Annotated in this window: 25 protein-coding genes and 1 pseudogene; 16 read left to right on the forward strand and 10 right to left on the reverse strand. The window is 66.2% G+C overall.

The annotated features are described in order from the left end of the window. Positions 1-24 precede the first annotated feature (24 nt). The 15 genes and pseudogenes from P0D77_RS11340 to P0D77_RS11410 all read left to right on the forward strand — a co-directional run bounded on the left by P0D77_RS11340 (position 25) and on the right by P0D77_RS11410 (position 12332). Positions 25-837 (forward strand): FAD-dependent oxidoreductase, encoded by an 813-nt coding sequence (locus P0D77_RS11340; RefSeq protein WP_277553184.1) that lies wholly within the window; start codon positions 25-27, stop codon positions 835-837. 72 nt (positions 838-909) lie between these two features. After that, entirely contained in the window at positions 910-2091 is a 1182-nt protein-coding gene (gene coaBC / locus P0D77_RS11345) for a bifunctional phosphopantothenoylcysteine decarboxylase/phosphopantothenate--cysteine ligase CoaBC (protein WP_277553185.1), read from the forward strand. Between the two features lie 114 nt (positions 2092-2205). Then, positions 2206-3267 (forward strand): monovalent cation/H+ antiporter subunit E, encoded by a 1062-nt coding sequence (locus P0D77_RS11350; RefSeq protein ID WP_277553186.1) that lies wholly within the window; start codon positions 2206-2208, stop codon positions 3265-3267. After that, positions 3264-3539: a cation:proton antiporter gene (locus P0D77_RS11355; protein WP_277553187.1), complete on the forward strand. Its 276-nt coding sequence runs from the start codon at positions 3264-3266 to the stop codon at positions 3537-3539. Before P0D77_RS11350 ends, P0D77_RS11355 begins: the two co-directional genes overlap by 4 nt. Next, positions 3540-3869 (forward strand): annotated as a pseudogene (gene mnhG, locus P0D77_RS11360) (monovalent cation/H(+) antiporter subunit G); the annotation flags it as partial. It abuts the gene before it with no gap. Positions 3870-3937: 68 nt separating this feature from the next. Continuing rightward, positions 3938-4471, forward strand: coding sequence for a DUF4040 domain-containing protein (locus P0D77_RS11365; protein ID WP_277553189.1), 534 nt, complete (start codon positions 3938-3940; stop codon positions 4469-4471). Further along, on the forward strand, positions 4468-4983 hold the full coding sequence (locus P0D77_RS11370; RefSeq protein ID WP_277553190.1) for an MnhB domain-containing protein: 516 nt from the start codon (positions 4468-4470) through the stop codon (positions 4981-4983). The genes P0D77_RS11365 and P0D77_RS11370 overlap by 4 nt, the downstream gene beginning before the upstream one ends. Beyond that, positions 4980-5336: a cation:proton antiporter subunit C gene (locus tag P0D77_RS11375; RefSeq protein ID WP_277553191.1), complete on the forward strand. Its 357-nt coding sequence runs from the start codon at positions 4980-4982 to the stop codon at positions 5334-5336. Before P0D77_RS11370 ends, P0D77_RS11375 begins: the two co-directional genes overlap by 4 nt. Next, positions 5329-6825 (forward strand): monovalent cation/H+ antiporter subunit D family protein, encoded by a 1497-nt coding sequence (locus P0D77_RS11380; RefSeq protein ID WP_277553192.1) that lies wholly within the window; start codon positions 5329-5331, stop codon positions 6823-6825. Before P0D77_RS11375 ends, P0D77_RS11380 begins: the two co-directional genes overlap by 8 nt. After that, positions 6822-8489, forward strand: a complete 1668-nt coding sequence (locus P0D77_RS11385) for a cation:proton antiporter (protein WP_277553193.1) — start codon at positions 6822-6824, stop codon at positions 8487-8489. Before P0D77_RS11380 ends, P0D77_RS11385 begins: the two co-directional genes overlap by 4 nt. Next, the gene (locus tag P0D77_RS11390) at positions 8489-10243 is read left to right on the forward strand and encodes a Na(+)/H(+) antiporter subunit D (RefSeq protein ID WP_277553194.1); all 1755 of its coding nucleotides are present in this window, start codon (positions 8489-8491) and stop codon (positions 10241-10243) included. Before P0D77_RS11385 ends, P0D77_RS11390 begins: the two co-directional genes overlap by 1 nt. A gap of 184 nt (positions 10244-10427) precedes the next feature. Beyond that, positions 10428-10994, forward strand: coding sequence for a hypoxanthine/guanine phosphoribosyltransferase (hpt, locus tag P0D77_RS11395; RefSeq protein WP_277553195.1), 567 nt, complete (start codon positions 10428-10430; stop codon positions 10992-10994). A 59-nt stretch (positions 10995-11053) separates the two neighbouring features. Beyond that, positions 11054-11461, forward strand: coding sequence for a hypothetical protein (locus P0D77_RS11400; protein ID WP_277553196.1), 408 nt, complete (start codon positions 11054-11056; stop codon positions 11459-11461). A gap of 82 nt (positions 11462-11543) precedes the next feature. Further along, complete coding sequence (locus P0D77_RS11405; protein WP_277553197.1) at positions 11544-11789, forward strand: hypothetical protein; 246 nt, start codon at positions 11544-11546, stop codon at positions 11787-11789. A gap of 3 nt (positions 11790-11792) precedes the next feature. Then, entirely contained in the window at positions 11793-12332 is a 540-nt protein-coding gene (locus P0D77_RS11410; protein WP_277553199.1) for a hypothetical protein, read from the forward strand. A gap of 78 nt (positions 12333-12410) precedes the next feature. Here P0D77_RS11410 and P0D77_RS11415 read toward each other — a convergent pair whose 3' ends face one another. The 9 genes from P0D77_RS11415 to P0D77_RS11455 form a co-directional block, all read right to left on the reverse strand. After that, positions 12411-12671, reverse strand: coding sequence for a hypothetical protein (locus P0D77_RS11415; protein ID WP_277553200.1), 261 nt, complete (start codon positions 12669-12671; stop codon positions 12411-12413). A 116-nt stretch (positions 12672-12787) separates the two neighbouring features. Continuing rightward, the gene (locus P0D77_RS11420) at positions 12788-13252 is read right to left on the reverse strand and encodes a hypothetical protein (RefSeq protein WP_277553201.1); all 465 of its coding nucleotides are present in this window, start codon (positions 13250-13252) and stop codon (positions 12788-12790) included. Continuing rightward, positions 13245-13721: a hypothetical protein gene (locus P0D77_RS11425; RefSeq protein WP_277553202.1), complete on the reverse strand. Its 477-nt coding sequence runs from the start codon at positions 13719-13721 to the stop codon at positions 13245-13247. The genes P0D77_RS11420 and P0D77_RS11425 overlap by 8 nt, the downstream gene beginning before the upstream one ends. Position 13722: 1 nt before the next feature. Beyond that, the gene (locus P0D77_RS11430; RefSeq protein ID WP_277553203.1) at positions 13723-15099 is read right to left on the reverse strand and encodes an ABC transporter ATP-binding protein; all 1377 of its coding nucleotides are present in this window, start codon (positions 15097-15099) and stop codon (positions 13723-13725) included. Further along, positions 15069-16226, reverse strand: a complete 1158-nt coding sequence (locus P0D77_RS11435) for an ABC transporter ATP-binding protein (RefSeq protein ID WP_277553204.1) — start codon at positions 16224-16226, stop codon at positions 15069-15071. The genes P0D77_RS11430 and P0D77_RS11435 overlap by 31 nt, the downstream gene beginning before the upstream one ends. A 22-nt stretch (positions 16227-16248) precedes the next feature. Further along, on the reverse strand, positions 16249-17211 hold the full coding sequence (locus P0D77_RS11440) for an ABC transporter permease (RefSeq protein WP_277553205.1): 963 nt from the start codon (positions 17209-17211) through the stop codon (positions 16249-16251). Next, positions 17211-18200 (reverse strand): ABC transporter permease, encoded by a 990-nt coding sequence (locus P0D77_RS11445; protein ID WP_277553206.1) that lies wholly within the window; start codon positions 18198-18200, stop codon positions 17211-17213. The genes P0D77_RS11440 and P0D77_RS11445 overlap by 1 nt, the downstream gene beginning before the upstream one ends. Before the next feature lie 166 nt (positions 18201-18366). Further along, positions 18367-20439 carry an ABC transporter substrate-binding protein gene (locus tag P0D77_RS11450; RefSeq protein ID WP_277553207.1) on the reverse strand — a complete coding sequence of 691 codons (2073 nt, stop codon included), beginning with the start codon at positions 20437-20439 and terminating at the stop codon, positions 18367-18369. A gap of 295 nt (positions 20440-20734) precedes the next feature. Beyond that, entirely contained in the window at positions 20735-21010 is a 276-nt protein-coding gene (locus tag P0D77_RS11455) for a hypothetical protein (protein WP_277553208.1), read from the reverse strand. 128 nt (positions 21011-21138) lie between these two features. On the opposite strand from P0D77_RS11455, the gene P0D77_RS11460 reads away from it, so the two are divergent. Continuing rightward, positions 21139-21837: a DJ-1/PfpI family protein gene (locus P0D77_RS11460; RefSeq protein WP_277553209.1), complete on the forward strand. Its 699-nt coding sequence runs from the start codon at positions 21139-21141 to the stop codon at positions 21835-21837. A 27-nt stretch (positions 21838-21864) separates the two neighbouring features. On the opposite strand, the gene P0D77_RS11465 is transcribed toward P0D77_RS11460, so the two are convergent. After that, positions 21865-22155 carry a transcriptional regulator gene (locus P0D77_RS11465; protein ID WP_277553210.1) on the reverse strand — a complete coding sequence of 97 codons (291 nt, stop codon included), beginning with the start codon at positions 22153-22155 and terminating at the stop codon, positions 21865-21867. Positions 22156-22162 lie beyond the last annotated feature (7 nt).

A 22162-nucleotide genomic window follows, 5' to 3' on the forward strand; every position in this document is an offset into this window, starting at 1 on the left:
CCGAATCGCGGACTCCCGACGGGTATGCTCACCACCACGCTCGACACGAACGCTGACTACGATGTTCTCGTCGTCGGTGGCGGCGTCGCCGGCCTCACCGCTGCGACGTACCTCGCGCGCGCCGACCTCGCCACCCTCGTCGTCGCTGGCGAAGAGTCGATCCTGCGCCGCAACGCCCACCTAGAGAACGTTCCCGGCTTCCCTGCCGGTGTCAACCCTCGCTTGTTCGCGGATATGCTCCGCGATCAGGCCGAGCACAACGGCGCGACGGTTCGCACCGGACGAGTCGAAGGGATCACCGGGAGCGTCGGCGCGTTCACCGCCGCACTCGACAACGAGACGAGCGTCACCGCCGCCCGCGTCGTCGCCGCGTCGTGGGCCGACGCCGACTACCTCGACGGCCTCGGCGTCGAGATTCGCGAGGCGGGCAGCAAGCGCTACGTCGAGGACCACGGCCTCGGTCGCACGTCCGTCGACGGCGTGTACGCCGCCGGGCGACTCGCGGAGCAGTACCACCAGGCGGTCGTCGCCGCGGGCCACGGCGCGGAGGCCGCGATCACCCTGATTCACGACACCGAGATACCATTCTATCACGACTGGGTCGTCCCCGAGGGCTACTTCACCGACCGCGGGCGGGAGGTTCCCCCTGGCTGTGAAGAGATCACCGCCGCCGAACAGGAGCGACGTGCCGCCACGGCCCGCGAGACGATGCGCGAGTACTTCGCGGAGCCACACCCCGACCGCCAGCGCACGCACCCGAGCCTCGTCGACGACGACCTCGGACGCGTCGACCCCGAGTGGTACGAGGACGGCGGCGGTGGCGGCGGTGAAGAGTGATCGGCTGAGAACTCGACCACGGCGTCACCGGACGGCGAGGATTTACGACCGGGACCGTCCAAGGACGCCCCAATGAGCGACCTCCTCGCCGACACCAACGTCGCCCTCGGCGTCTCCGGTTCCATCGCGGCGGTCAAAGTCGTCGAACTCGCGCACGAACTCCGTCGCCACGGGGCGTCGGTCCGTGCGGTGATGACCGACGCGGCGACCGGCATCGTCCACCCGTGGGCCGTCGAGTTCGCCACCGAACACGATGTCGTGACGGAGATCACCGGTCGCGTCGAACACGTCGAACTGTGCGGACGCGAAGGGTGGGCCGACGTCTTCCTCCTCGCGCCGACGACCGCGAACACGGTCGGAAAGATCGCGTCTGCGGTCGACGACACGCCCGTCACGACTTGCGCGACGACCGCCCTGGGCGCTGGCGTCCCGGTCGTCTGTGCCCCCGCGATGCACGAACCGATGTACGACCACCCGGGCGTCCTCGACGCCATCGACCGCGTCGAGTCGTGGGGTGTCGAGTTCGTCGACCCGCGCATCGAGGAGGGGAAAGCGAAGATCGCAACCGAGGAGGCTATCGTCACCGCAACCGCCCGTGCCGCGGGTGACCGCCCCCTCGACGGTCGGCACGTCGTCGTCACGTCGGGCGCGACCAGCGAGGCGGTCGACACCGTGCGTGTCCTCACGAACCGCGCCTCCGGGCGCACGGGCCGGGCGGTCGCTCGCGCACTCGCCGCCCGTGGTGCGGACGTGACGCTCCTTCACGACGCGAGCAGCGTCGGCGCCGACGACGTTCCCTACGCCGACGTGGTCGACGTAGAGTCGGCCGCCGAGATGACCGACGCGGCGATCGACGCTTGCGCGGACGCCGACGCACTGGTGTCGGCGGCGGCTATCTCCGATTACACCGTCGAGGCCGCCGCCGAGAAGATCCGGTCGGGGCAAGAGTCGCTCACCATCGAACTGACGCCGACGCGGAAACTCCTGGACGCCGTTCGAGAGACGTACCCCGACCTCACGCTCGTCGGGTTCAAAGCCGAGAGTGAGGGCGACGACGACGACCTGATCGCACAGGCACGGGCGACGATCGAGCGAGTCGGTCTCGCGTTCTGCGTCGCCAACGACGCGTCGGTGATGGGCGAGGCGGGGACGCGCGCGCTGTTCGTCGCCAGCGACGATCACACGGCGTACACCGGGTCGAAGCTCGGATTGGGGCTTCGGGTCGCGTCGACGCTGGCCGAGGAGTTCGAGTGACCCGAACCGAGTCGTCGGATTCGGCGCTCCTCGCCGCCCTCGTCGGATCACAACGGTTTTTGCTCCTTTCACCCGAAGGCTCTTTCAACAGACCGTGACAGCAACCAGTTACCGATGCGTTCGCCCGTCTGGCGGGGGGGACACGCCGGCAGAACGGTGGTCGCGGTGACCGCCGGACACGTCCTCGTCCCCGTTGAGGAGTCGAACACGCTCCGCAACACGGTGGGCCACGTCGTCCGCCGCGCCGTCGAGTCCGGGGAACCGGCGACGATCCACTTCGTGTTTCCGCTCACTAGCCGCGGGAGGCTGGGAGGCGAGCGCGACACCGCCACCGCGCTGCTCGAACGGATCGAACTCTGGGTCACAGAGGACCTCGAGGACACCGACCATCAGGTCACCGTCGAGACGGCGATCATCGGTGCCGACGAGTACCTGTTCAGCCCCGGCGACTACGCCGACGCCATCGCGGAGTACGCCGAGAGCCGAGGGATCGAGTCGGTCGTCCTCGACCCCGATTACTACCCGAGTGGGTCGACGCCCCTGTTGCCAGCGTTAGAGTGGGAGATCCGAGGAACCGGCCTCGACGTTCGGGAGGCTCCGGTCGAACGCGAGACGCGCCGGACTCGGCTCGTCCGTCGATCCGGAACCGGGCAGTTCCTCCTGTTGTTCGGCCTCTCGCTGGGATTTTACCTCTTCCTCGCGGGGTCACTGTCGACGTACAATCTCGTCACCGGGACGGCTTCGGCGGCCGTCGTGGCGGCGGCGCTGTGGCACATCTCGCTGACGGGGCCGGTGCGTCCGCGTCGCCTCCTCGGCCAATTCGGACGGCTGTGCCTGTTCGCGCCGTACCTGCTGTACGAGATCGCAGTCGCCAACCTCCAGATAGCGTACGTCGTGCTCCACCCTTCGCTTCCGATCGACCCGGAGATGGTCGAGTTCGACGCCGACGTGTGGTCGACCCTGCCGGTGGCGACGCTGGCCAACAGCATCACCCTCACGCCGGGGACGCTCACCGTCGACGTGGAGAGTCGACACTTCACCATTCACACGCTCACGAAGGGGTCGCGGACAGACCTGCTCAGTGGGAGTCTGGAACGGGCGGTCCGGTTCGTCTTCTACGGGCGGTCTGCCGCCCGGCAGCCGACCCGAAACGAACGCGAGGGGGGTGAGGAATGACGCTCATCACCGACGCCCTGCTGGCGACCGCAGCCGGGTTCGTCCTCATCTCCATCGTGATGCTGTACCGCGTCGTCAAGGGACCGACGATGCAAGATCGCGTCATCGCGATGAACGTCGTCGGTTCGAACACGGTCGTGATCGCCGCGCTGTTTGCGGCCGCGACCGACACGCCGGGCGCACTCGACATCGCGCTTGTGTACGCGCTGTTGAACTTCCTGATGAGCATCGCCATCTCGAAGTTCACCGTCGAACGCGGGGGTGTGCTGTAGATGGTCACCATTCGTGAAGTGGCCGTGATCGCGTTACTCGCGGGATCGCTGTTCTTCGCCGCCGTCGCGGCCATCGGGCTGATCCGACTGCCCGACCTGTACGCCCGCGCCCACAGCGCCTCGAAGAGCGACACGCTCGGGGCGGTGCTCGCATTCGCTGCCGCCGCCGTCGCCCTCGGGGTTGACGCCGACACGCTGAAACTGGGCCTGCTGATCCTCTTTATGTTCATCACCAATCCGACGGCCGCCCACGCCATCGTCCGGGCGGCCGCAGAGGAAGGTATCGAACCGTGGACCGTCGACGACGCCGACGAGGCGACGCAGGCGGACGCGGACGCACCGACTGGCGACGCCGCAGACGGGACCGGTGACCCAGCCACCGACGGGGGTGAGCGCCGATGACGCCCATCGAACTCGTCCTCTTGGCGTTCGTCCTCGTGACGGCGGTGGCGACGGCACTGCTCCGAGACGTGCTCGCGGCGATCATCGCGTTCGCCGGATACAGCCTCGGCGTCGCCGTCATCTGGCTGCTGCTTCGCGCTCCCGACGTGGGACTGACCGAGGCGGCAGTCGGCGCGGGCGTGACGACGGTGTTGTTCCTGCTGACCATCGCCAAGACCGTCCGGCCGCCGGGCGACGACCTGTTCGTCGACATCAACGTTCCGGCGCTCGGCGTCTCGGCGCTGCTCGTCGCCGCACTGGCAACGACACTGTCGGCACTCCCGCCGATCGGATCGTCGTCGACGCCGGTGGCGACCTCGCGAGTGACCCAGTACTACCTCGCGAACTCCTACGAGCAGACCGGCGTCGAGAACGCCGTCACCGCCGTGCTGGCTGCCTACCGTGGGTTCGACACCCTCGGCGAGGCAGTCGTGGTGTTCGCCGCACTTATCGGACTGCTGGTCGTGCTCGACCGGGGGGTGCTCGAATGAGTTCCGCGACCGACGCCGACCGCAACGACCGCCTCGAGGTCGACTCGGACCGGTCCGGACGCCCATACGTCGAGAGCCCGATCATTATGGCGACGGTTCGCATCGTCGCCCCGTTCGTGTTCTCGCTCGGCGCGTTCGTGATGTTTCACGGCGCTGACTCCGCAGGTGGCGGCTTCCAGGGCGGCGTCATCGTCGGGACGGTCATCCTGATGGTCGCCATCGCGTTCGGTATCGGGCCGACGCGTGAGTGGATATCCTCGTCGCTGTTGACGGTCGTCGTCGTCTCCGGCGTCCTCCTGTTCGCCGGTATCGGACTGCTCGCGCTCGTGTTCAACGGCGCGTTCCTGCAGTACGAGGTCATTCCGGTGTACGAGGCGACCAAGTACGGGATCGAACTGGTCGAAGTCGGCATCGGTATCATCGTCTCCGGAACCGTCGTCGGCCTGTTCTTCGCGCTGGCCGCCGGCTACCGCACCGACAATGGTGTCGACGACGAGGAGGTGGAAGAATGATAGAGACCATCGCCGAGCGTGGCTACTTCGTGGCGGCGTTCCTGCTGATCGGGATCGGGTCGTACATGCTGATCGGCGACCGGAACCTCGTGAAGAAGGTGATCGGGATGAACGTCTTCCAAGTCGGAATCTTCCTGTTCTTCGTCGCCTCCGCGTACATCACTGGCGCGTCGGCCCCGCTGCTCACGGAGCCAGCGCCGTACGTCAGCCCGTTACCGCACGTGCTCATCCTGACGGCCATCGTCGTCGGGGTGAGCCTCACTGCAGTGGCGCTGGGCCTGATCGTCCGCATCTACAGCGAGTACGGCACGCTTCGTGCCGACCTCATCGAGGGGGTGAGCGAGCGTGAGTGACCTCATACCGCTGCTGGTGGTCGTACCCCTCTTGGGGTCGCTTGCCGCCCTGCTCGCGGGAATCGCTCGCGAGGAGACGGGTTGGTACGCCGCCGCCGGCGCCCTCGCCGTGCAGGTCGGGATGGCCTCGACCGTCGCCTGGCGCGTGCTCTCGGGAGCGCCGATCAGTTACGCAGTCGGCGGCTTCCAGCCACCATTCGGTATCGAACTGTACGTCGATGGTCTCTCGGCTGCGATGATCGTCCTCGTCGCCGTCGTCGCACTCGGCGTGCTGGCGTACGCCCGGCAGGCGGGCCCGCACTCGAACCGCTTCTACGCGACGTACCTCCTGCTCGTCGCCGGTCTTACGGGGATGTCTGTCACCGGCGACGCGTTCAATCTCTACGTGTTCCTCGAGATTACGGGCCTGACTGCCTACGCACTCGTCGCCAGCGGCGACGGCGGACGCTCGGCGGTCGCCGGCCTGAAGTACCTCCTCGTGGGCACGTTCGGCGCGTCGCTGTACCTGCTCGGCGTCGGCTACGCGTACATCGCCACGGGGACGCTCAATATGACCGACCTCGCGGCCGAACTCGCCGCGGTCGGATACGCCTCTCCGCTCGTGCGGGCGGCGTTCGCGTTCATCGTCGTCGGCCTGTTCGTCAAGGTCGCGATGTTCCCGCTGCACACGTGGCAGCCGGAGGCGTACGCCGGCGCGCCCGACTCCGTGAGTGCGCTCATCGCGTCGCTCGTCTCGACGGTCAGCGCGTACGCGCTCGTCCGAATCGTGCTCACCGTGTTCACGCCGGAGTTCCTCGACGCGGTTCCGTTCGCGCAGACGCTGCTCGCGGTCGTCGCCACGGTGAGCATCGTCGTCGGGAGCCTCCTGGCCGTCGCACAGACCGAGATCAAACGGATGCTCGCGTACTCGTCGGTGTCGCAGTTCGGCCTCATCGTCGCGGCCCTGTCCGTGACGAACGGCACCGCCCTCGTCGGCCTCGCGGTCCACCTCGTGGGCCACGCGGTGATGAAGGGCGGCCTGTTCCTCGCCGCCGGCCTCGTGTCGACGGCGACCGGCGCTCGCTCGGTTCGCGAGTACGACGGCCTCGCCGCTCGGCTGCCCGTCGCCGCGGGTGCGTTCGGCGTGCTCGTCCTCGCGATGGTCGGGGTCCCGCCGGCCATCGGCTTCCTCGGGAAGTGGTACATCGTCCTCGGGACGCTGGAGGCGGGCGCGTGGGGGCTCGCGGTCGTCATCCTGCTGTCGACGCTGCTGACGCTCGCGTACTTCGCGCGTCTGCTCGAACGGATGTACTTCCGTGACGCGCCCGCGTCGGCCCCCGACGCGACGGCGCTGGCCGACGGCGGTGCTGGTCTCGGCGACGCCGACGGCGTCTCGCCCGGGATGTACGCCGCCGTCGTCGCGGCGGCGCTGTTGGCCGTCGCGCTCGCGGCTGCCGTGCCCGCGTACGAATCTGCACTCGCGCCCACTATCGAGGTGCTCCTCTCATGACCGATATTACGTCACTCAGACCGCTGGCCGCCGTGCTCGTCTCCGCAGTCGCCATCGTCCCCATCCTCCTGTCGGGGAGTCGGCCGAACATCCGCGAGTCGTGGACCGCGCTCGCGGCGCTGGCGAAGTTCGCCATCGTCGCGAGTATGGTGCCCGCGGTGCTGGCGGGCGACACGTACGTGACCGACCTCGGGGCGTTCCTCCCGGGCATCCGGTTCGCGCTGGAGGCGGACGCGCTGGGCGTCCTGTTCGGACTGCTCGCGAGTTTCCTGTGGATCATCACCAGCAGTTACAGTATCGGCTACATGCGCGGTCTCGACGAGCACTCACAGACCCGCTACTTTGCGGCGTTCGCGGGGAGTCTCTCGGCGGCGATGGGCGTGGCGTTCGCCTCGAACCTCGTCGTTCTGTTCGTCTTCTACGAACTGTTGACGGTCGCGACGTACCCGCTCGTCGCTCACGACGAGACCGACGAGGCACGCGCGGCCGGCCGGAAGTACCTCGCGTACACCTTCGGCGGCGGCGTCGCCGTCCTCGCAGGCACGGCGCTGGTCTACTGGATGACCGGCACCGTCGCGTTCACGCCCGGCGGCATCGCGGGCCTCGCCGGTGCCGACCCGCTGGTCGCTCGTCTGGCGTTCGCGCTGCTGGCGGCCGGATTCGGCGTGAAGGCGGCGCTGATGCCGCTGCACTCGTGGCTCCCCGACGCGATGGTCGCGCCGACGCCCGTGTCGGCGTTGCTGCACGCGGTCGCAGTCGTGAAGTCGGGCGTCTTCGGCATCGCACGCGTCGTCCTCGACGTGTTCGGACCTGAGACGGTTGGCGACCTCGGGATGGGCCTGCCGCTGGCGGCGGTCGCGGCGTTCACGCTCATCGTCGCCTCGATCATCGCGCTCCGACAGGACAACCTCAAGCGTCGTCTCGCGTTCTCGACGGTGAGCCAGTTGTCCTACATCGTACTCGGACTCGCGGTGTTGGCTCCCACCTCGCTGGTGGGTGGCCTCCTCCACATCCCGGCGCACGCCTTCATGAAGATCACGCTGTTCTTCGCCGCCGGGGCTATCCACGTCGAGACGCACACCGACGACATCTCCGATATGGCGGGCATCGGCAAGCGGATGCCGCTGACGATGACGGCCTTCGCCGTCGCCGCCGCGGGGATGGCGGGGATTCCGCTGGTCGCCGGGTTCGTGAGCAAGTACTTCCTACTCATCGGGTCGGTGTCGGCGGGACAGACGCTGTTCGCGGTCGCGTTGCTCGTCTCGGGCGTGATGAACATCGGCTACTTCTGGCCGGTGGTGTACACCGCGTTCTTCGAGACGCCCGAGGACAGCGACGAGAAGCCGCTGATCGAGGGACCGCTCGGCGGCCGGTTCGCGTGGGGCCGCGCAGCCGTCGCGCAGGGGACCGCCGGAAGCGACCCCGATGCCGTCGCCGACGGCGGTACGCACGGCGATGAGAACGACCACGGTCACGCCCACGGCCCCGGCGAGGGTGTGTGGGACCGGCGGAGTTGGACCGGCGGTGAGTCGACGTGGTTTATGCTCGGCCCCATCCTGGCAGTCGCGCTCGGCTCTATTGTCCTCGGTATCGTCCCCGACGGGGCGGTGTTCCTCCGGGTCGTCCGTCTCGTGGTCAGCGGCGTCACGGGGGTGAGCGTCTGATGGTCGATCCGGTGATTCCGCCATTCGTTCCCGTCCTCACGGCCGCGCTGTTGGTCGCAGTGCTGGGTCGGCGCTCGGGTCACGCGCTCGCGACACTCGTCCTCGCAGCAGTCGTCCCGTACGTGTGGCTTGTCCCGACGGGCCAACACTTCCAGACGCTGCTGTTCGGCTTCGACGCCGTCCTGTTCAACGTCGACGGCTTCTCGCAGTTGATGGGCGTCGTCTTCGGCTTCATCGGCGCCGTCGCGGTGCTGTACTCGTGGGCCAGTAAGGCGGACCCACGACAGACGGCGTTCGCGCTCGGGTACGTCGGTACGAGTCTCGGTGCCGTCTTCGCGGGTGACTGGCTCACGCTCATCTTCTTCTGGGAGTTGATGGCCGTCACGAGCACGCTGCTGGTGTGGCACTACGGCGGCCGCGCCGTCCGCGCGGGCTTCCGCTACGCGCTGTTGCACGGCGTCGGCGGGACGCTCCTACTCGGTGCGATCATCTGGCACTACGTCGAGACGGGGACGTTCCTGTTCACCGGCGACGGCCTCGCGGGGACGGTCGCCCCCGTCCTCGCCGCGGTCGGCATCGGGGTCAACGTCGGCTTCATCGGCCTGCACGCGTGGCTGCCCGACACGTATCCGCGCCCGCACATCGCCGCCAGCGTCTTCCTGTGCGTGTACACGACCAAGACCGGCGTGTACGGGATGTTCCGCGCGTTCCCCGACGGGCAACTCGCCGTCGCGTATATGGGCGCGTTGATGGCCGTCTTCGGCGCGTCGATGGCGCTGTTGCAGGGGGACATGCGCCGCCTCCTCTCGTACCACATCCAGTCGCAGGTGGGGTATATGATCGCCGGCGTCGGCCTCGGGAGCGCACTCGCGACCGCCGGCGCGTTCGGCCACGTGTTCAACCACATCCTCTACAAGAGCCTCCTGTTCATGACCGTCGGCGTGGTCATCTACCAGACCGGCGAGGAGCACCTCGAAGACCTGGGCGGCCTCTGGCGGAAACTGCCGCTCACCGCCGTCGCGTTCCTCATCGCGGCACTGTCTATCGCGGGCTTCCCCGGGTTCAACGGCTTCGTCTCGAAAGGGATGGTGCTCGCCGCCGCTCACAAGAAGCACTACGACATCATCTGGTATCTCCTGTTGGCAGGGGGCGTCGGAACCTTCCTCTCGTTCATCAAGTTGGGGTACTACGTGTTCCTCCACGGCGAGTACGACGGTGAGGTCCGGCCCGCGAACGTCGGGCAGAAACTCGCGATGGTCGCTGTCGCCATCCCGTGCGTCGTGTTCGGTATCTACCCGCCCGCGCTGTTCGCCATCCTGCCCGACGTCGGCGGCTTCGAGTACACCACCTTCACCGTCGGCCACGTCGCCGAGGGACTGATCCTCGCGGCGCTTGGCGTCGTCGGGTTCGTCCTCCTGAAGAAGCCGCTCGCGAAGGTCGGGCGCGTCCCCGACGTCGACGCGCTGTACAACCGGGCGGGCTTCTACGGAACGCGGGCGCTCGTCGTCGGGACGACAGAACTGTACGCGGCCGTCGACCGCGCGACGGTCGCCGTGACGAGCGCCGTCGCAGGGGCCGTTCGAGACCCGGCGGGAACGCTCGACCGACTCGGCGTCGCCAACGTGGTCGGCAGCGACGAGGCGGCGACTAACGGCGCGAACGAACAGACTGGCGTCGACCTCCGCGCTGGGTTCGGGACGAGCGTATTGTTGGTCGCGTTGCTGGTCGTCATCGCGCTCTTCCTCCTCGTCTGAGGGGCGTTCGTGGCCGGCGCGGCCGGTCACACGTTCTCTGGGTCACGCATCCGCGTGACCGTGTCAATCGCTGCGAGTTCGATCGCGTTCGTCGCGTAGCCGCGGGCGTCCGAATCCCGTCTGGAGGATGACCCGATGGCGCGTGTTTCGCCGCGCTTTTTACTCCGCTAGCGGTACCGGCGACATGGACCGCCTGCGTCAGTCCCTGCTGGACGCGCCGATCATCGAGAAGGGCGAGTATCAGTACTTCGTACATCCGATCAGCGACGGTGTCCCGATGCTGGAACCCGAACTCCTCCGTGAGATCGTCATCCGGATCATCCGGAAGGCCGAAATCGAGGACGTCGACAAGATCGTGACGCCCGCCGCGATGGGCATCCACATCTCCACCGCCTTGTCGCTGATGACGGACATCCCGCTGGTCGTCATCCGCAAGCGCGAGTACGGCCTCGACGGCGAGGTCGCCCTGCAACAGGAGACGGGCTACTCCGAGGGCGAGATGTACATCAACGACGTGTACGAGGGCGACAAGGTGCTCGTCCTCGACGACGTGCTCTCGACCGGCGGCACGATGAAAGGCATCCTCGACGCGCTGACCCACATCGGCGCGGACGTGGTCGACGTCGTCGCCGTCATCAAGAAAGCCGGGCCGAACAAACTCGACGACACCGACTACTCGGTGAAGACGCTCATCAACGTCACCGTCGAGGACGGCGAAGTCGTCGTCACCGACCCACTGGGCGACGGATAACTCGCGGCACGCGGCGCGACCCCACGACCCTTTTTAGCGGCGCTCCCTCAGACTCGTGTATGGTCTCGACTCGCTTCCTCGGCGTCGTGAGTACGTCGATGCTCGTCGTCGGGGCGCTCTCGGTCGGGCAGGCGCTTCACCTGACCGTCGTCACCGGCGAACTCGGCTACACCGCGACACCGGTCGTCGTCTACGGCGTCGCGGGCGTCGTCGCCATCGCCATCGGCTACCGCGCCCGCAGACCCGTCGCCGAACAGTACGCGCTCACCAGCGATGCACGCGAGCGTGGCGAACACAAACGCGGCCAGTCCCCGTCGGACTCGCCGTCACAGTCGCTCGACCGCGACGATGACGGCAGTAGCGACAGTCCAAGCGGCGACGACTCCGAGTTCGATCCCGCGATGAGCCCCCTCGGCGACAGCGCGCCGGGCGAGGAAGCCCGCAGACGCGAGCGAGACGACGAGTGACCCGAACCGGCTCGGATCTGCTGGCGTGTGGCACCGCGTAGCGAGGGAGTTAAGACCCGGGAATCCACACGTGCACTCACGAATGTCCGTGAGAAACCGTGTCCCGGATCCGTTGAAGGGTCCGCTGGGGGTCGCCTCACTCGGCGTGATGATCCTCGGACTCGTGCTCGGCTACATCTTCACGATGGTCGGGGTCACGCTCTTTTTCGATCTGAACGGGATCCAAGGCATCTCCGAGAGCGAGTCGATCGTCGTCATCGGAACCGGCATCGTGTGTATATTCATCGGCTACGCTGGCTGGCGTGGCTTCATGGGGTTCGCGTACTGAACGATGGCGGTCGATATTCGCGATCACCCGCAAGCACCGCCAGCGAAGGAACTCCAGGAGTTCACGCTCGTCCCCGTCGCCCGTGAGGAGATAACCGCCCGACAGGACGAGGGTGCCGAACTCCGCGAGGTGAACCTCCGCGAGTCCCGCGAGGACGTGTACGTGGAACTCGACCCGGACCCCACCGAACGCGGCGCACACGACGACATCGGCACCGCGCTGTACCGACTGGTCCAACTGTTCGGAACGCCGAACGTCCCCGGCTACGACGCCGGTGACGACCTCTCGACGCGCGAGGACACGACGTTCAAGTACGTGTTCCGACTCGTCAACGGTGCCGACGAGGAGGACCGAACCCTCCCCGACGAGTGGCTCGTCACCGCCTTCGACTGGCACACAGAACTCGGCGTCGGCATCGCTGGCTGGGACGACGAAACCGACCCCGCGGCGTACGACGGCGCCGTCGGCCTCGTGACGCTGGCGTTGCTCACCAACGTCGTCTCCGAACCCGTCGAGTGCGTCTTCAAGGACAAGTGGTACTGACCGTCACAGCGTAGTCACAGTCGCTTCGCAGTCGTTCTATTCGGTACAACCGCTCCGCCCACACCGTCCACTGAGACGCTACCAGCCGGTTCGGTAGTGCATAATGCCGAACACGCCCGCCAGCGACGCGACGAGTAGCCCGGCGAATGCGGGGACGACGGCCGACTCGGCGTACAACCCGGCCCAGTAGCCGCCGTAGGCGGCCGTCACCAGCGCCGGAACCGACAGGAGGAAGAACAGCGACGAGAGGTAGGAGGCGAGCGTGGGGTCGTTTCCGTCGTTCGCGTACGTCCCCCGCTCGCGAATCGACTTCTCCTCCGTCGGGATGTCCTTCGACATAGGCTGGCGTACCGACCGACGGGGCAAATGCTTGTCGTCGTCGGTACGAGCGACTGTTCCGTGGCGAACCGAGTGAGAATCGAGCCGTGAACCGCGAGGGCTCCGGTGCGGACTCGTTACGATGTCGCGCCGTCGTAGACGATTGCGAGCAGATAGCCCGTAATCTGCAACGGCACCTGCCCGAACACGAGGAACGTAATCACGTCGCGAAACACCGGCAGCAGCGCGAATCCGCCGAGCGTCGAGATGTCGAGCAGGTAGTACGGCGCGATGGCGGTCGCGAACGCGAGGACGGCCCCGACGACCGTCGAGACGACCAGCGCCTGCAGACTCGTTCGGAGCTGCTCACATAGCAGTTTCACGAGTACGCCCGACACGAGGACGCACAGCCCCATCGCGGTCGTCGTCGCCCACTCGGGGGCCATCAGCTGGAGCCTGAGCGCGTACGTCGCCATCGCGCCGAGCGCTCCGGTCGCGACGCCGACGATGCTCGCGGAGGCGAGTCGCTCGCGTCGCGTCCCGTACGACGCTTCGGCGGGGCGTTTCAACGCGGCCAACAGCGTGGGGCGTTCCTCAGACATCGACGTATGCGTTGCGGCCTCGTATCTCGACGAGGAACGAACCGGACAGCACGGCCCGGTCTTCCTCGATTGCGGTGCGTGTCGGCTCAACGTCTTCGGGGGTGAGGTCGGCGACGAGCGTGACCGTCGCGGTTTCTCCAGCGCCCACCGTGGCGGCTCCGTCGGCCAGCCGCTCCGATCGTGGTGTCGACAGCGCGTTGCCCTCGGCGGCGACGGCTTCGTACAGGACGACGCCCGAGGCACGCACGACTATCGGCACGCTCGTCGGGTTGCGAACCTCGACGGTCGCCTCGACCGTGGGTTCGTCGCCGTCGACGACGCGGAACTCAGTCGCCTGGATGTCGATGGCGTCCCGTTGCTGCCACGACACCTGTGCGCCGGCAGTCGACGCGAAGGCGACGCCGCTGACCGCCAACAGCACCGCCAGCACGCCGAGGAGGAGTTGTTGTGTGCGCGGGGACCTGACCACGTTAGTCCTCCGCCGCGGCGGCTCCGAAGTCGGCCTCGGAACTGTCCAGATGCTCGAAGGAGGCGTCGTCGTACAGGTGACACGCCACCTGCCGCGTTCCGGACGGCTGCGGCTGTGGCTGCCGTGACTCACACGGCGTGGTGACCACGTCGTCGAGCGCCGACAGTGCGGCGTCGGTGTCACCACCGATGACCGCCTCGGCGGCCTCGGTCAGCGCAGTGTGTGCGTCCGCCGGCAGGTCCAGCGAACTCATATCGACACGAGTACCGCCGGAGTCTATCTCCTCGTCCGTGCGGTACTCTTCTGGCACGTCGAGGGTCAGCCCCTCTTCGACGACCGTCGCTGCGTCGTTCGCGGCCGTGTCGGGGTCGATGTCGCCGCGTCGCAGTTTCAGTTTGAACTGGTAGGCGCGGCGGAACGCCTCCTGGCTGCCCTGCCAGCGGTCTGGCGGGATGATGTGGGCACACCGTGGGTGGTAGCGACAGCCGCTCGGCGGGTTCCGCGGCGACGGCACCTCGCCGGTCGCGTTCGCGCGGCGGCGCTCCTCGCCCAGTTCCACGTCGGGCACCGCGTCGAACAGCGCCTCCGTGTACGGGTGTTTGGGGTCGTCGATGAGGTCGTCCGTCGGCCCCTGCTCGACCATATTGCCGAGGTACATGATACCGGCGCGGTCGCACATGTACCGGATGAGCGAGAGGTCGTGACTGATGAACAGGTACGTGAGGTCGTACTCCGCCTGCAGGCGCTTCATCAGGTTGAGCACGCCCGCGCGGATAGACACGTCCAGCATCGACACCGGTTCGTCACAGACGATGAAGTCCGGGTCGACGACGAGCGCCCGCGCGATGGCGACGCGCTGTCGCTCACCGCCCGAGAGTTCGTCTGGGAACGCGTCGAGGTACACCTCGGCGGGGCCGAGGCCGACGTCTTCCAGCACCTGCTTGACGCGCTCGCGTCGCTCTTCGTACCCCTCGATCATATCGTTGATCTTGAGCGGTTCGGCGACGGTGTCGTACACCGTCATCCGAGGGTTGAGTGACTCGAACGGGTCCTGGAAGATCATCTGCACGCGCTTGCGGAACGAGCGTTCCTCCTCGCGAGTCATGTCGGTGATGTCGTTGCCGTCGAACCGGATCGTCCCGTCCGTCGGCTCGTGGAGCTTCACCAACATCTTCCCGAGGGTGGTCTTCCCACAGCCAGACTCGCCCGCGATGCCGACGATGTCGCCCTTGCAGATGTCGAGCGAGACACCGTCGACTGCGCGGACTGGCTGTGGCTCTCGACCCAGCAGGGTGTCGACGACGCCCTGCGACTGGTCGAAGAGCTTCTGCAGCCCGTCGATCTCTACTAGCGGCTCTCGATCCTCTGCTCGGTCCATGTGGATTCCTCCAGTGCGTCAGTTCGCAGTTGTTCGAGTTCGTCGATACGGTAACACGCCGAGCGATGGGCGCGTGTGTCGGTGGCCTCCTGCAGTTGGCCCACCGACTCCGCGGCTTCGACGTCGTACATCGGTGGGTGGCTGGCGTGGCACTCCTCGATGGCGAACGGACACCGTTCGCGGAAGCGGCAGCCAGCGTCGGGGTCGCGTAGCGTCGGCGGTGTGCCGGGGATCGACACGAGGTCTTGGTCGGCCGAGGTGATCGTCGGGAACGAGTTCTTCAGTCCCAGCGTGTAGGGGTTGGCGGTCTCGCCGAAGATCTCGTCTTTCGGTCCCGACTCCATCACCTTCCCGCCGTACATCACGGCCATCCGGTCACAGATCTCGGCCATCACCGAGATGTCGTGACTGATGACGAGGATGGAGACGCCGAACTCCTCTTGCAACTTCTCCAGTTCCTCGAGGATGCGATCTTGGATGATCACGTCGAGCGCGGTCGTCGGCTCGTCGGCGATGAGGAGATCCGGACCACACGCCATCGCCATCGCGATGACAGCGCGTTGTTTCATCCCGCCGGAGAACTGGTGGGCGTAGTCGTCGGCGCGGTCGGGTTCGATGCCGACGCGCTCTAACAGGTCTCGGGCGCGTTCGTGCGCCTCTTCGGCGGTCGTCTCCGGTTCGTGTCGGAGGATCGCCTCGACGATCTGATCGCCGACCTTGTACACCGGGTTCAGCGCGTTCATCGCCGACTGCGGGATGATGGCGATGTCGCGCCAGCGGATGTCGCGGATCTGTTTGTTCGACAGCGCCGCCAGATCCGTCTTGCCGTCCTCGCGAACGGGCTTGTTCGGGTCGTCGATGACGGACTGTTTGGCCTCGCCGTTGTCGTCGGCCCACTGCGGGAGGGTGCCGTCGAACCAGACGTGGCCGCCGGAGATGGAGCCGTTGTCGTCGAGCAGGTGGACGAGCCCTTTCGCGAGCGTGGTCTTCCCACAACCGGACTCGCCGACCAGCCCGTACGTCTCGCCGCGTTCGACGGAGAAGTTCACCTCGTCGGCCGCGTGGACCGCCGAGCCGTCGTCGACCGCGTATCGGATCGACAGGTCGTCTACTTCGAGTAGTGTCATTGGAAAGTGGTCTCTGATCGGGTTACCGCTGCGGGTTGGTCACGTCCTCCATCGAGAAGCCGATGAAGTAGAACGATGCAGCCATCAGCATCAGGGCGACACCCGGCGGGATGAGCCACCACCAGGCTTTGAACACGTACCCCGAGGACTTGATGTTCTCGAGCATAATCCCCCAGGAGTTGGCGGTGAAGTCCGCGAGTCCCAGGTACGCCAGCGACGCCTGCGCGATGACCGCGCCCGCGGCGTCCTGTGCGAGGAACACGAACGAGATTGGGAGCACGTTCGGCATAATGTGCCGGAAGATGATCCGCGTGTCTGACGCGCCCGCGACCTTCGCGGACTCGACGTACGAGCGCTCCTTCAACGAGAGCGTCTCTCCACGGATCGTGATGCAGTTGTTCAGCCACGAGGTGACGGCGATGCCGATGATGATGTTCGTCGTCGTGATGCCGCGGATGGCGACCAACACGATGAGGAACGGCAGGAACGGCAGGCCGTACATGATGTCGACGAACCGCTGGATGGCCTCGTCGATCCAGGTGTCGCCGTAGAAGCCCGAGATGAGTCCCAGGGGGACGCCGACGAGACTCGACAGCAGGCCCGCCGCGAGGCCGATGTACATCGCGTTCTTCGCCGAGTAGATGACCAGCGTGAGGATGCCGTAGCCGTTGGCGTTCGTCCCAAGCGGGGCGAAGAACGGGTCACCGAACGCTGGCGGGTGCGGCAACGAGCGGATCTGCTCGGCGGTCAGTCGCCGGTCGAACGGTGGCTCACCGAGGTACGCGATCCACTCCGGAGAGTGCGGCGCGAACAGTCCAGGCACGAGCGCCCACAGCGTGTACGTGACGAGAATCACGAGGCCGAGCACGCCGATGCGGTGCTCGGTGAAGCGACTCCAGCCGCGCCGGAGTCGCTCGATTCGGGGCTCCCAGCGCTTCTTGAACGATTCGCCGTCCGGTCCGGATGATTCCTGTTGCGTTGCCATTATTCACCCTCCCCGAACTTGATTCGGGGGTCGAGATACGTGTAGATGACGTCGGTGAGTAGTCGCATCACCACGACCAGCAGTGCGAGCATGAAGAACACCGCCTGTGCGACCGGGAAGTCCCGGTTGAGCACTGCCGAGACGATGATCTGTCCCATCCCCGGCCAGTTGAACACGTTCTCGATAATCACCGATCCGTCGATGAGGAACGCGAGACTGACGACTGCGCCGGTCGCGACCGGGATGAGTGCGTTACGAGCGGCGTGTTTGACCATCACCGTCCGCTCCGAGAGGCCCTTCGCGCGAGCGAGGAAGACGTACCCCTCGTCAGTGACCTGGTTCATCGTCGGTCGCATGATGAGCATCGAACCCACCCACCCGATGAAGGTCAGGCTGATGATCGGGAGTGCGATGTGGTACATCACGTCACGCATGACCGTGAACGCGGTCCACTCGAACTCGGGGAACTGGGTGAACATGTACGCGCTGGGCAACCAGCCGAGTTCGTAGTTGAGCACCCAGATGAACAGCCACGAGATCCAGAAGGCGGGCATCGAGTACAGCAGCAGCGACGTGCTGAAGATCGACTTGTCCTTCGTGGACCCGCGCCACCAGCCGAGATACATCCCGACCAGCGGGCCGACGATGAACCCGATGATGAACGTCGACCCGAACAGCACGAGCGTCCGCGGCATCCGGCGGATGATCAGGTCCGCCACCGCCGTGTTGTAGGTCGGGGACCGGCCGAAGTTCCCGGTCTGGTAGTTGATCATAAACTGTAGGTACTGTCTCCATAATGGTTCGTTCAGTCCCCACGTCTCCCGGATGCGCTCGATCTGTTCGCCGGTCATCCCCGAAGTGATCATACTCGTGATAAACGAGCCGGGCATGCTTCGCAGGAGGACGAACAGCAGCGACATAATTACCAGGAGCGTCAGGTACGAAACGACGATCCGTTTGGCGAGGTATTTTCCACTGATTCTGGTCATGCGTATGGTGACCGCGCTGCGTACTGGTTATTGACGAAGCCGTTGGTATGAAGTTGTTGCATCGTTCGTGCAGGACCCGTCGGCGCCGTTAGACACCTCGGCGGGGGCGAGGCGTCCGGCGCCGCACGCGTCGTCGACGTGAAGGGAACGCGCCGACTTCGACTCGTTACTCCTGGCTCTGGTAGAGCTGGAGGAACTGCGTCGCCAGGTACGTCGACCCCGGACCGGGGATGTTGCCGACGTAGCCCGCCCAGTCGGCGGAGTTGATCGGCCACTTGGTCACGTCGTAGGAGGTGACCATCGTCGGGAAGTCGAGGTAGATGCGCTCGACGGCCTGCCGGGAGACGTCGTTACGTTCCTCGGCGTCGAGGGTACTGCGAGCCTCCGAGATGAGGTCGTCGGCACCCGCGTCCTCGAAGAGGCCGTACCCCATCGGGTTGTTGAGCAGCGTGTCGGTGTTGTTCGTGTCGCCGGTGTCCTTCGTCGAGTGGTCGTCGGCGTTGTCCGAGTGGAACAGGCTGTACAGGGTACTCGTCGCGAACGGCGACAGGTTGACCCAGCCCATCGGGAAGATGTCGAAGTCCTCCTCGCCGTACACCTTACCGAGCATCGTGTTGAACGACATCACCTGGCGGTTGATCGGAATCCCGACCGACTGCAGGGAGGCGATGAAGTTCTGGACCATCTTCGCCGTCTGCGGCGAGTCGGCCGCCGGGTAGACGAACATCGTGAGCGGGCCGCCGTTGATCTCGGTGATCGTCTGGCCGTTCACGCGAATCTCCTGATCCGGGTTCTGGTCGGACTGACGCAGGACCTCGGACTCGACGGAGCCGAAGGTGTAGTCGTGTTTCGCCTCGGTCTGCCCGGCGGTGACGCCGGTCAAGCTACCGGGGTACTCCTGCCCGACGAAGGTTCCGCTCTCGCCGGAGATGACCTTCCCGTCGGTGAGGAACGAGCGGATGCCCTCAACGTCCGGGACGCCCGGACTCGACTGCCGGAACGTGAACGCCTGCGTGGAGTCGCCCGTGAGACGCGACTGGTCGGTTCCCGTCTCGGGCCGAACTGCAGTGTAGCCAGGCGGCATAATGAAGTCGCCCTCCTGGGCGTAGCCGCGCTGGAGGCGCTGCGTCCAGTAGATGTCGTCGAAGGCGAACCCGAGGACCTGACGGAACGCCGTGTCGTCGAGCGGCGTCGTGCGCAGGTTCATCGAGTAGTGGCCGTAGCCGGTGTCGAACCCGTCGACGAGGCTGAGGCCCTCCGTGTTCTGGACGTCCTCGATGCGCGAGGTGCGGATACCGCTGTATATCGAGTCGATGTCGCCCTCGAAGAACGCCTGCGTGAGTGCAGACGTCGAGGAGTACACCGAGATGCGGACGGCGTCGATGAACGGACCGCCGGAGCGCATGCCGGGGACCTCACTGCGCCATTCGAGTTCCGAGAGGTTGTACTCGCCCTCGCGGTCGGCGTACGAAATCTCGATGGACGTGTCGGGCTCGTAGCGGGTGACGACACCCGGACCGAGACCGACGGGACCGCCGTTCTCGTACGGCGTATACGTGTTGAAGTCCTCGACGCCCTCCCACTTGTGCTGCGGCAGGAGCGGGAGCGCGAGCTGCGAGGAGGCGTAGGTGCCGATCGGCTTGTCGAGGATCATCTCGACGTCCCAGTCGTCATCCGACTGCTCGACGGACATAATCGGGCTGATGATCGAGATGAAGCCACCGGGCTCCTGATCCATCAGGTAGTTGTACGACCAGACGACGTCCTCGACGGTGAACTCGGTGCCGTCGTTCCACGTCAGGCCGTCCGTGCGGACGTTGAACTTGATGCTGACGTTAGGTTGGTCGTTCTCGTCGGAGTCGCCGTCTTCGAGCTGCTCGAACGTCCAGTCGGTGAAGACGTTCGGGTGGACCTCGAAGTTGACCGGGTCGGTCGTCGTCCCGGTCTCGTAGATCTGGTCGGTGATGACGCCGGAGTACGCGGAAGACGTCGCGAGGACGTTGATGCCCTTGGGCGCGGTGCCCATCCCGAAGTTGAAGATGCCGCCGGTCGGCACGTCCGCGCTGTCGTCGACTTCGGTCGGCGTACTGTCTTCGGTCGTCTCCGATTCGGGAGTATCAGTCGCCTCCGTCTCTTCACTGCCGCCGCCGGAACAACCGGCGAGGCCAACGGAGACCGCTGCGACACCAGTTCCCTGCAGGAACCGGCGCCGACTGGAACCAGATTTTTCTTCTGACATACGAGCATTCGTTATGGAATCCCACACTTAAGCATGGGGGTTTCTCTCATGAGGATTCAGGAAAGTCCGGACATTCTCACCGCCCCCACCGAGCGAGAGTCCATGTTTTCGTCGCTAAGGCGGTCGTTTGTCCGGTCTATATACTACTATTGTATCGAATAGTTATTCGCGCGAAATAAGCCGCATCCGAAACCGAGCGAACGGCTGCGGCGCTTAGCAGCAGTTTCGTGTGCAGCAACAAGCAGGTTCGCCAGCAATCTCGTGGCTTCGAACGGGCGGGTGCGAGTCGCGAACGCTATTCGCCACGAATGCCCGACCGCGCACGGAGTCCGAAGTACATCGCGAGCGTCACCGCCGCCATCCCGCCGGAGAGGTACGTGGTCGCGGGAGCCGAGTCGACCCCTTGCTGTGCCAGTTCCATCCCCAGAAACGCCCACGCCGCAGCGGTCGCGAACCCCATCGCCATCGCCGCATAGCCGGCGTCCGTCCGGTCGCTGGCGTGGAGGTACACACCGACGGTCAACACGATACCGCCGATGATGGCGAGCACCGTGCGCGTCCCAACTGCCATAGCCGTCGTTACTGGGGGTGAGTGATAAACGACGCGGGCCCGGCCGCACGAACGGCTCCACTCGGAGTTCGCCGGCGGAGTTCCGCCGCCAACACGGTTTTTCGAGTGGCGACCGGAGGGAAGGACGGATGAGCGACTCACACAGCGCGTTGTTCGTCGTCAGCGAGGAAGGGTACTGGGCAGAGGAGTGTATCGAACCGCTCACGACGCTCGACGCCGCCGGCGTCGACGTCACCGTTGCGACACCGTCGGGGTCGCCGCCGGTCGTCGACGAACGGTCCCTCGACCCCGAAGTCGTGGGCGAGGAGACGGTCGCCGAGTTCCGCGAGATTCACGAGACGGACGAACGACTGCAGAATCCCGAACCGCTCGCCGCGGTCGACGCCGCCGACTACGACGCCGTCGTCTTCCCCGGTGGGCACGGCACGGAGTGGGACATCAACCAAGACGTGCACGCGCGCGAGGCACTCCGCACGGCCGTCGCCGGCGACGACGGCGTCGCACTCGTCGTCTGTCACGCGGTCGGTATCCTCGGGTTCACCCGGACCGACGACGGCGGGTACCTCGTCGACGGCCGCGACGTGACCGGCTTCCCCAACGAGTGGGAGGAGGGAATCGTCGACGAGTTCGACCGCATCGACGGCCGGAAACTCCCGTACTGGGTCGAAGACGAGGTCGTCGCCGCCGGCGGCAACTTCGACGCGGAACTCGATTCTGACACGAGCGTCACCGTCGACGGCGACCTCGTCACCGCTCGCGGACCTGGTTCTTCGGCGGCGGCCGCCGAGACGTTGCTCGCCGAACTGGGCGTCGAACTCCCGGCGTAAGCGAGTTACCGCCGTCGAGGAGACGGGTCAGTCGTCCGCTTCGATCACGAACACCGGTTCTTCGATACTCTCGCTTTTACACTCGGGACACCGCGAGGGCACGTTAACGGGGTCGTCGAACCCGCTGAAGCCGCAGTCACCGCACTCCGGCGGAGCGACCAGAAACTCCTCGCCGTCGGGGAGCGACTGCGCGACGTGTTCGAGGTGGTCGTACACGGTAGCGCGGGTCACATCGAACTCGGCGGCCAGAGCGCTTCCGGAGAGCGGCCGGTCGCGAAGCGCGTCCGCGATCCGTTCGCGAGTCGTCCGTTCGGGCATACCGTCT

It is taken from the genome of Halobaculum limi, from assembly GCF_029490015.1.
Classification (GTDB): domain Archaea; phylum Halobacteriota; class Halobacteria; order Halobacteriales; family Haloferacaceae; genus Halobaculum; species Halobaculum limi.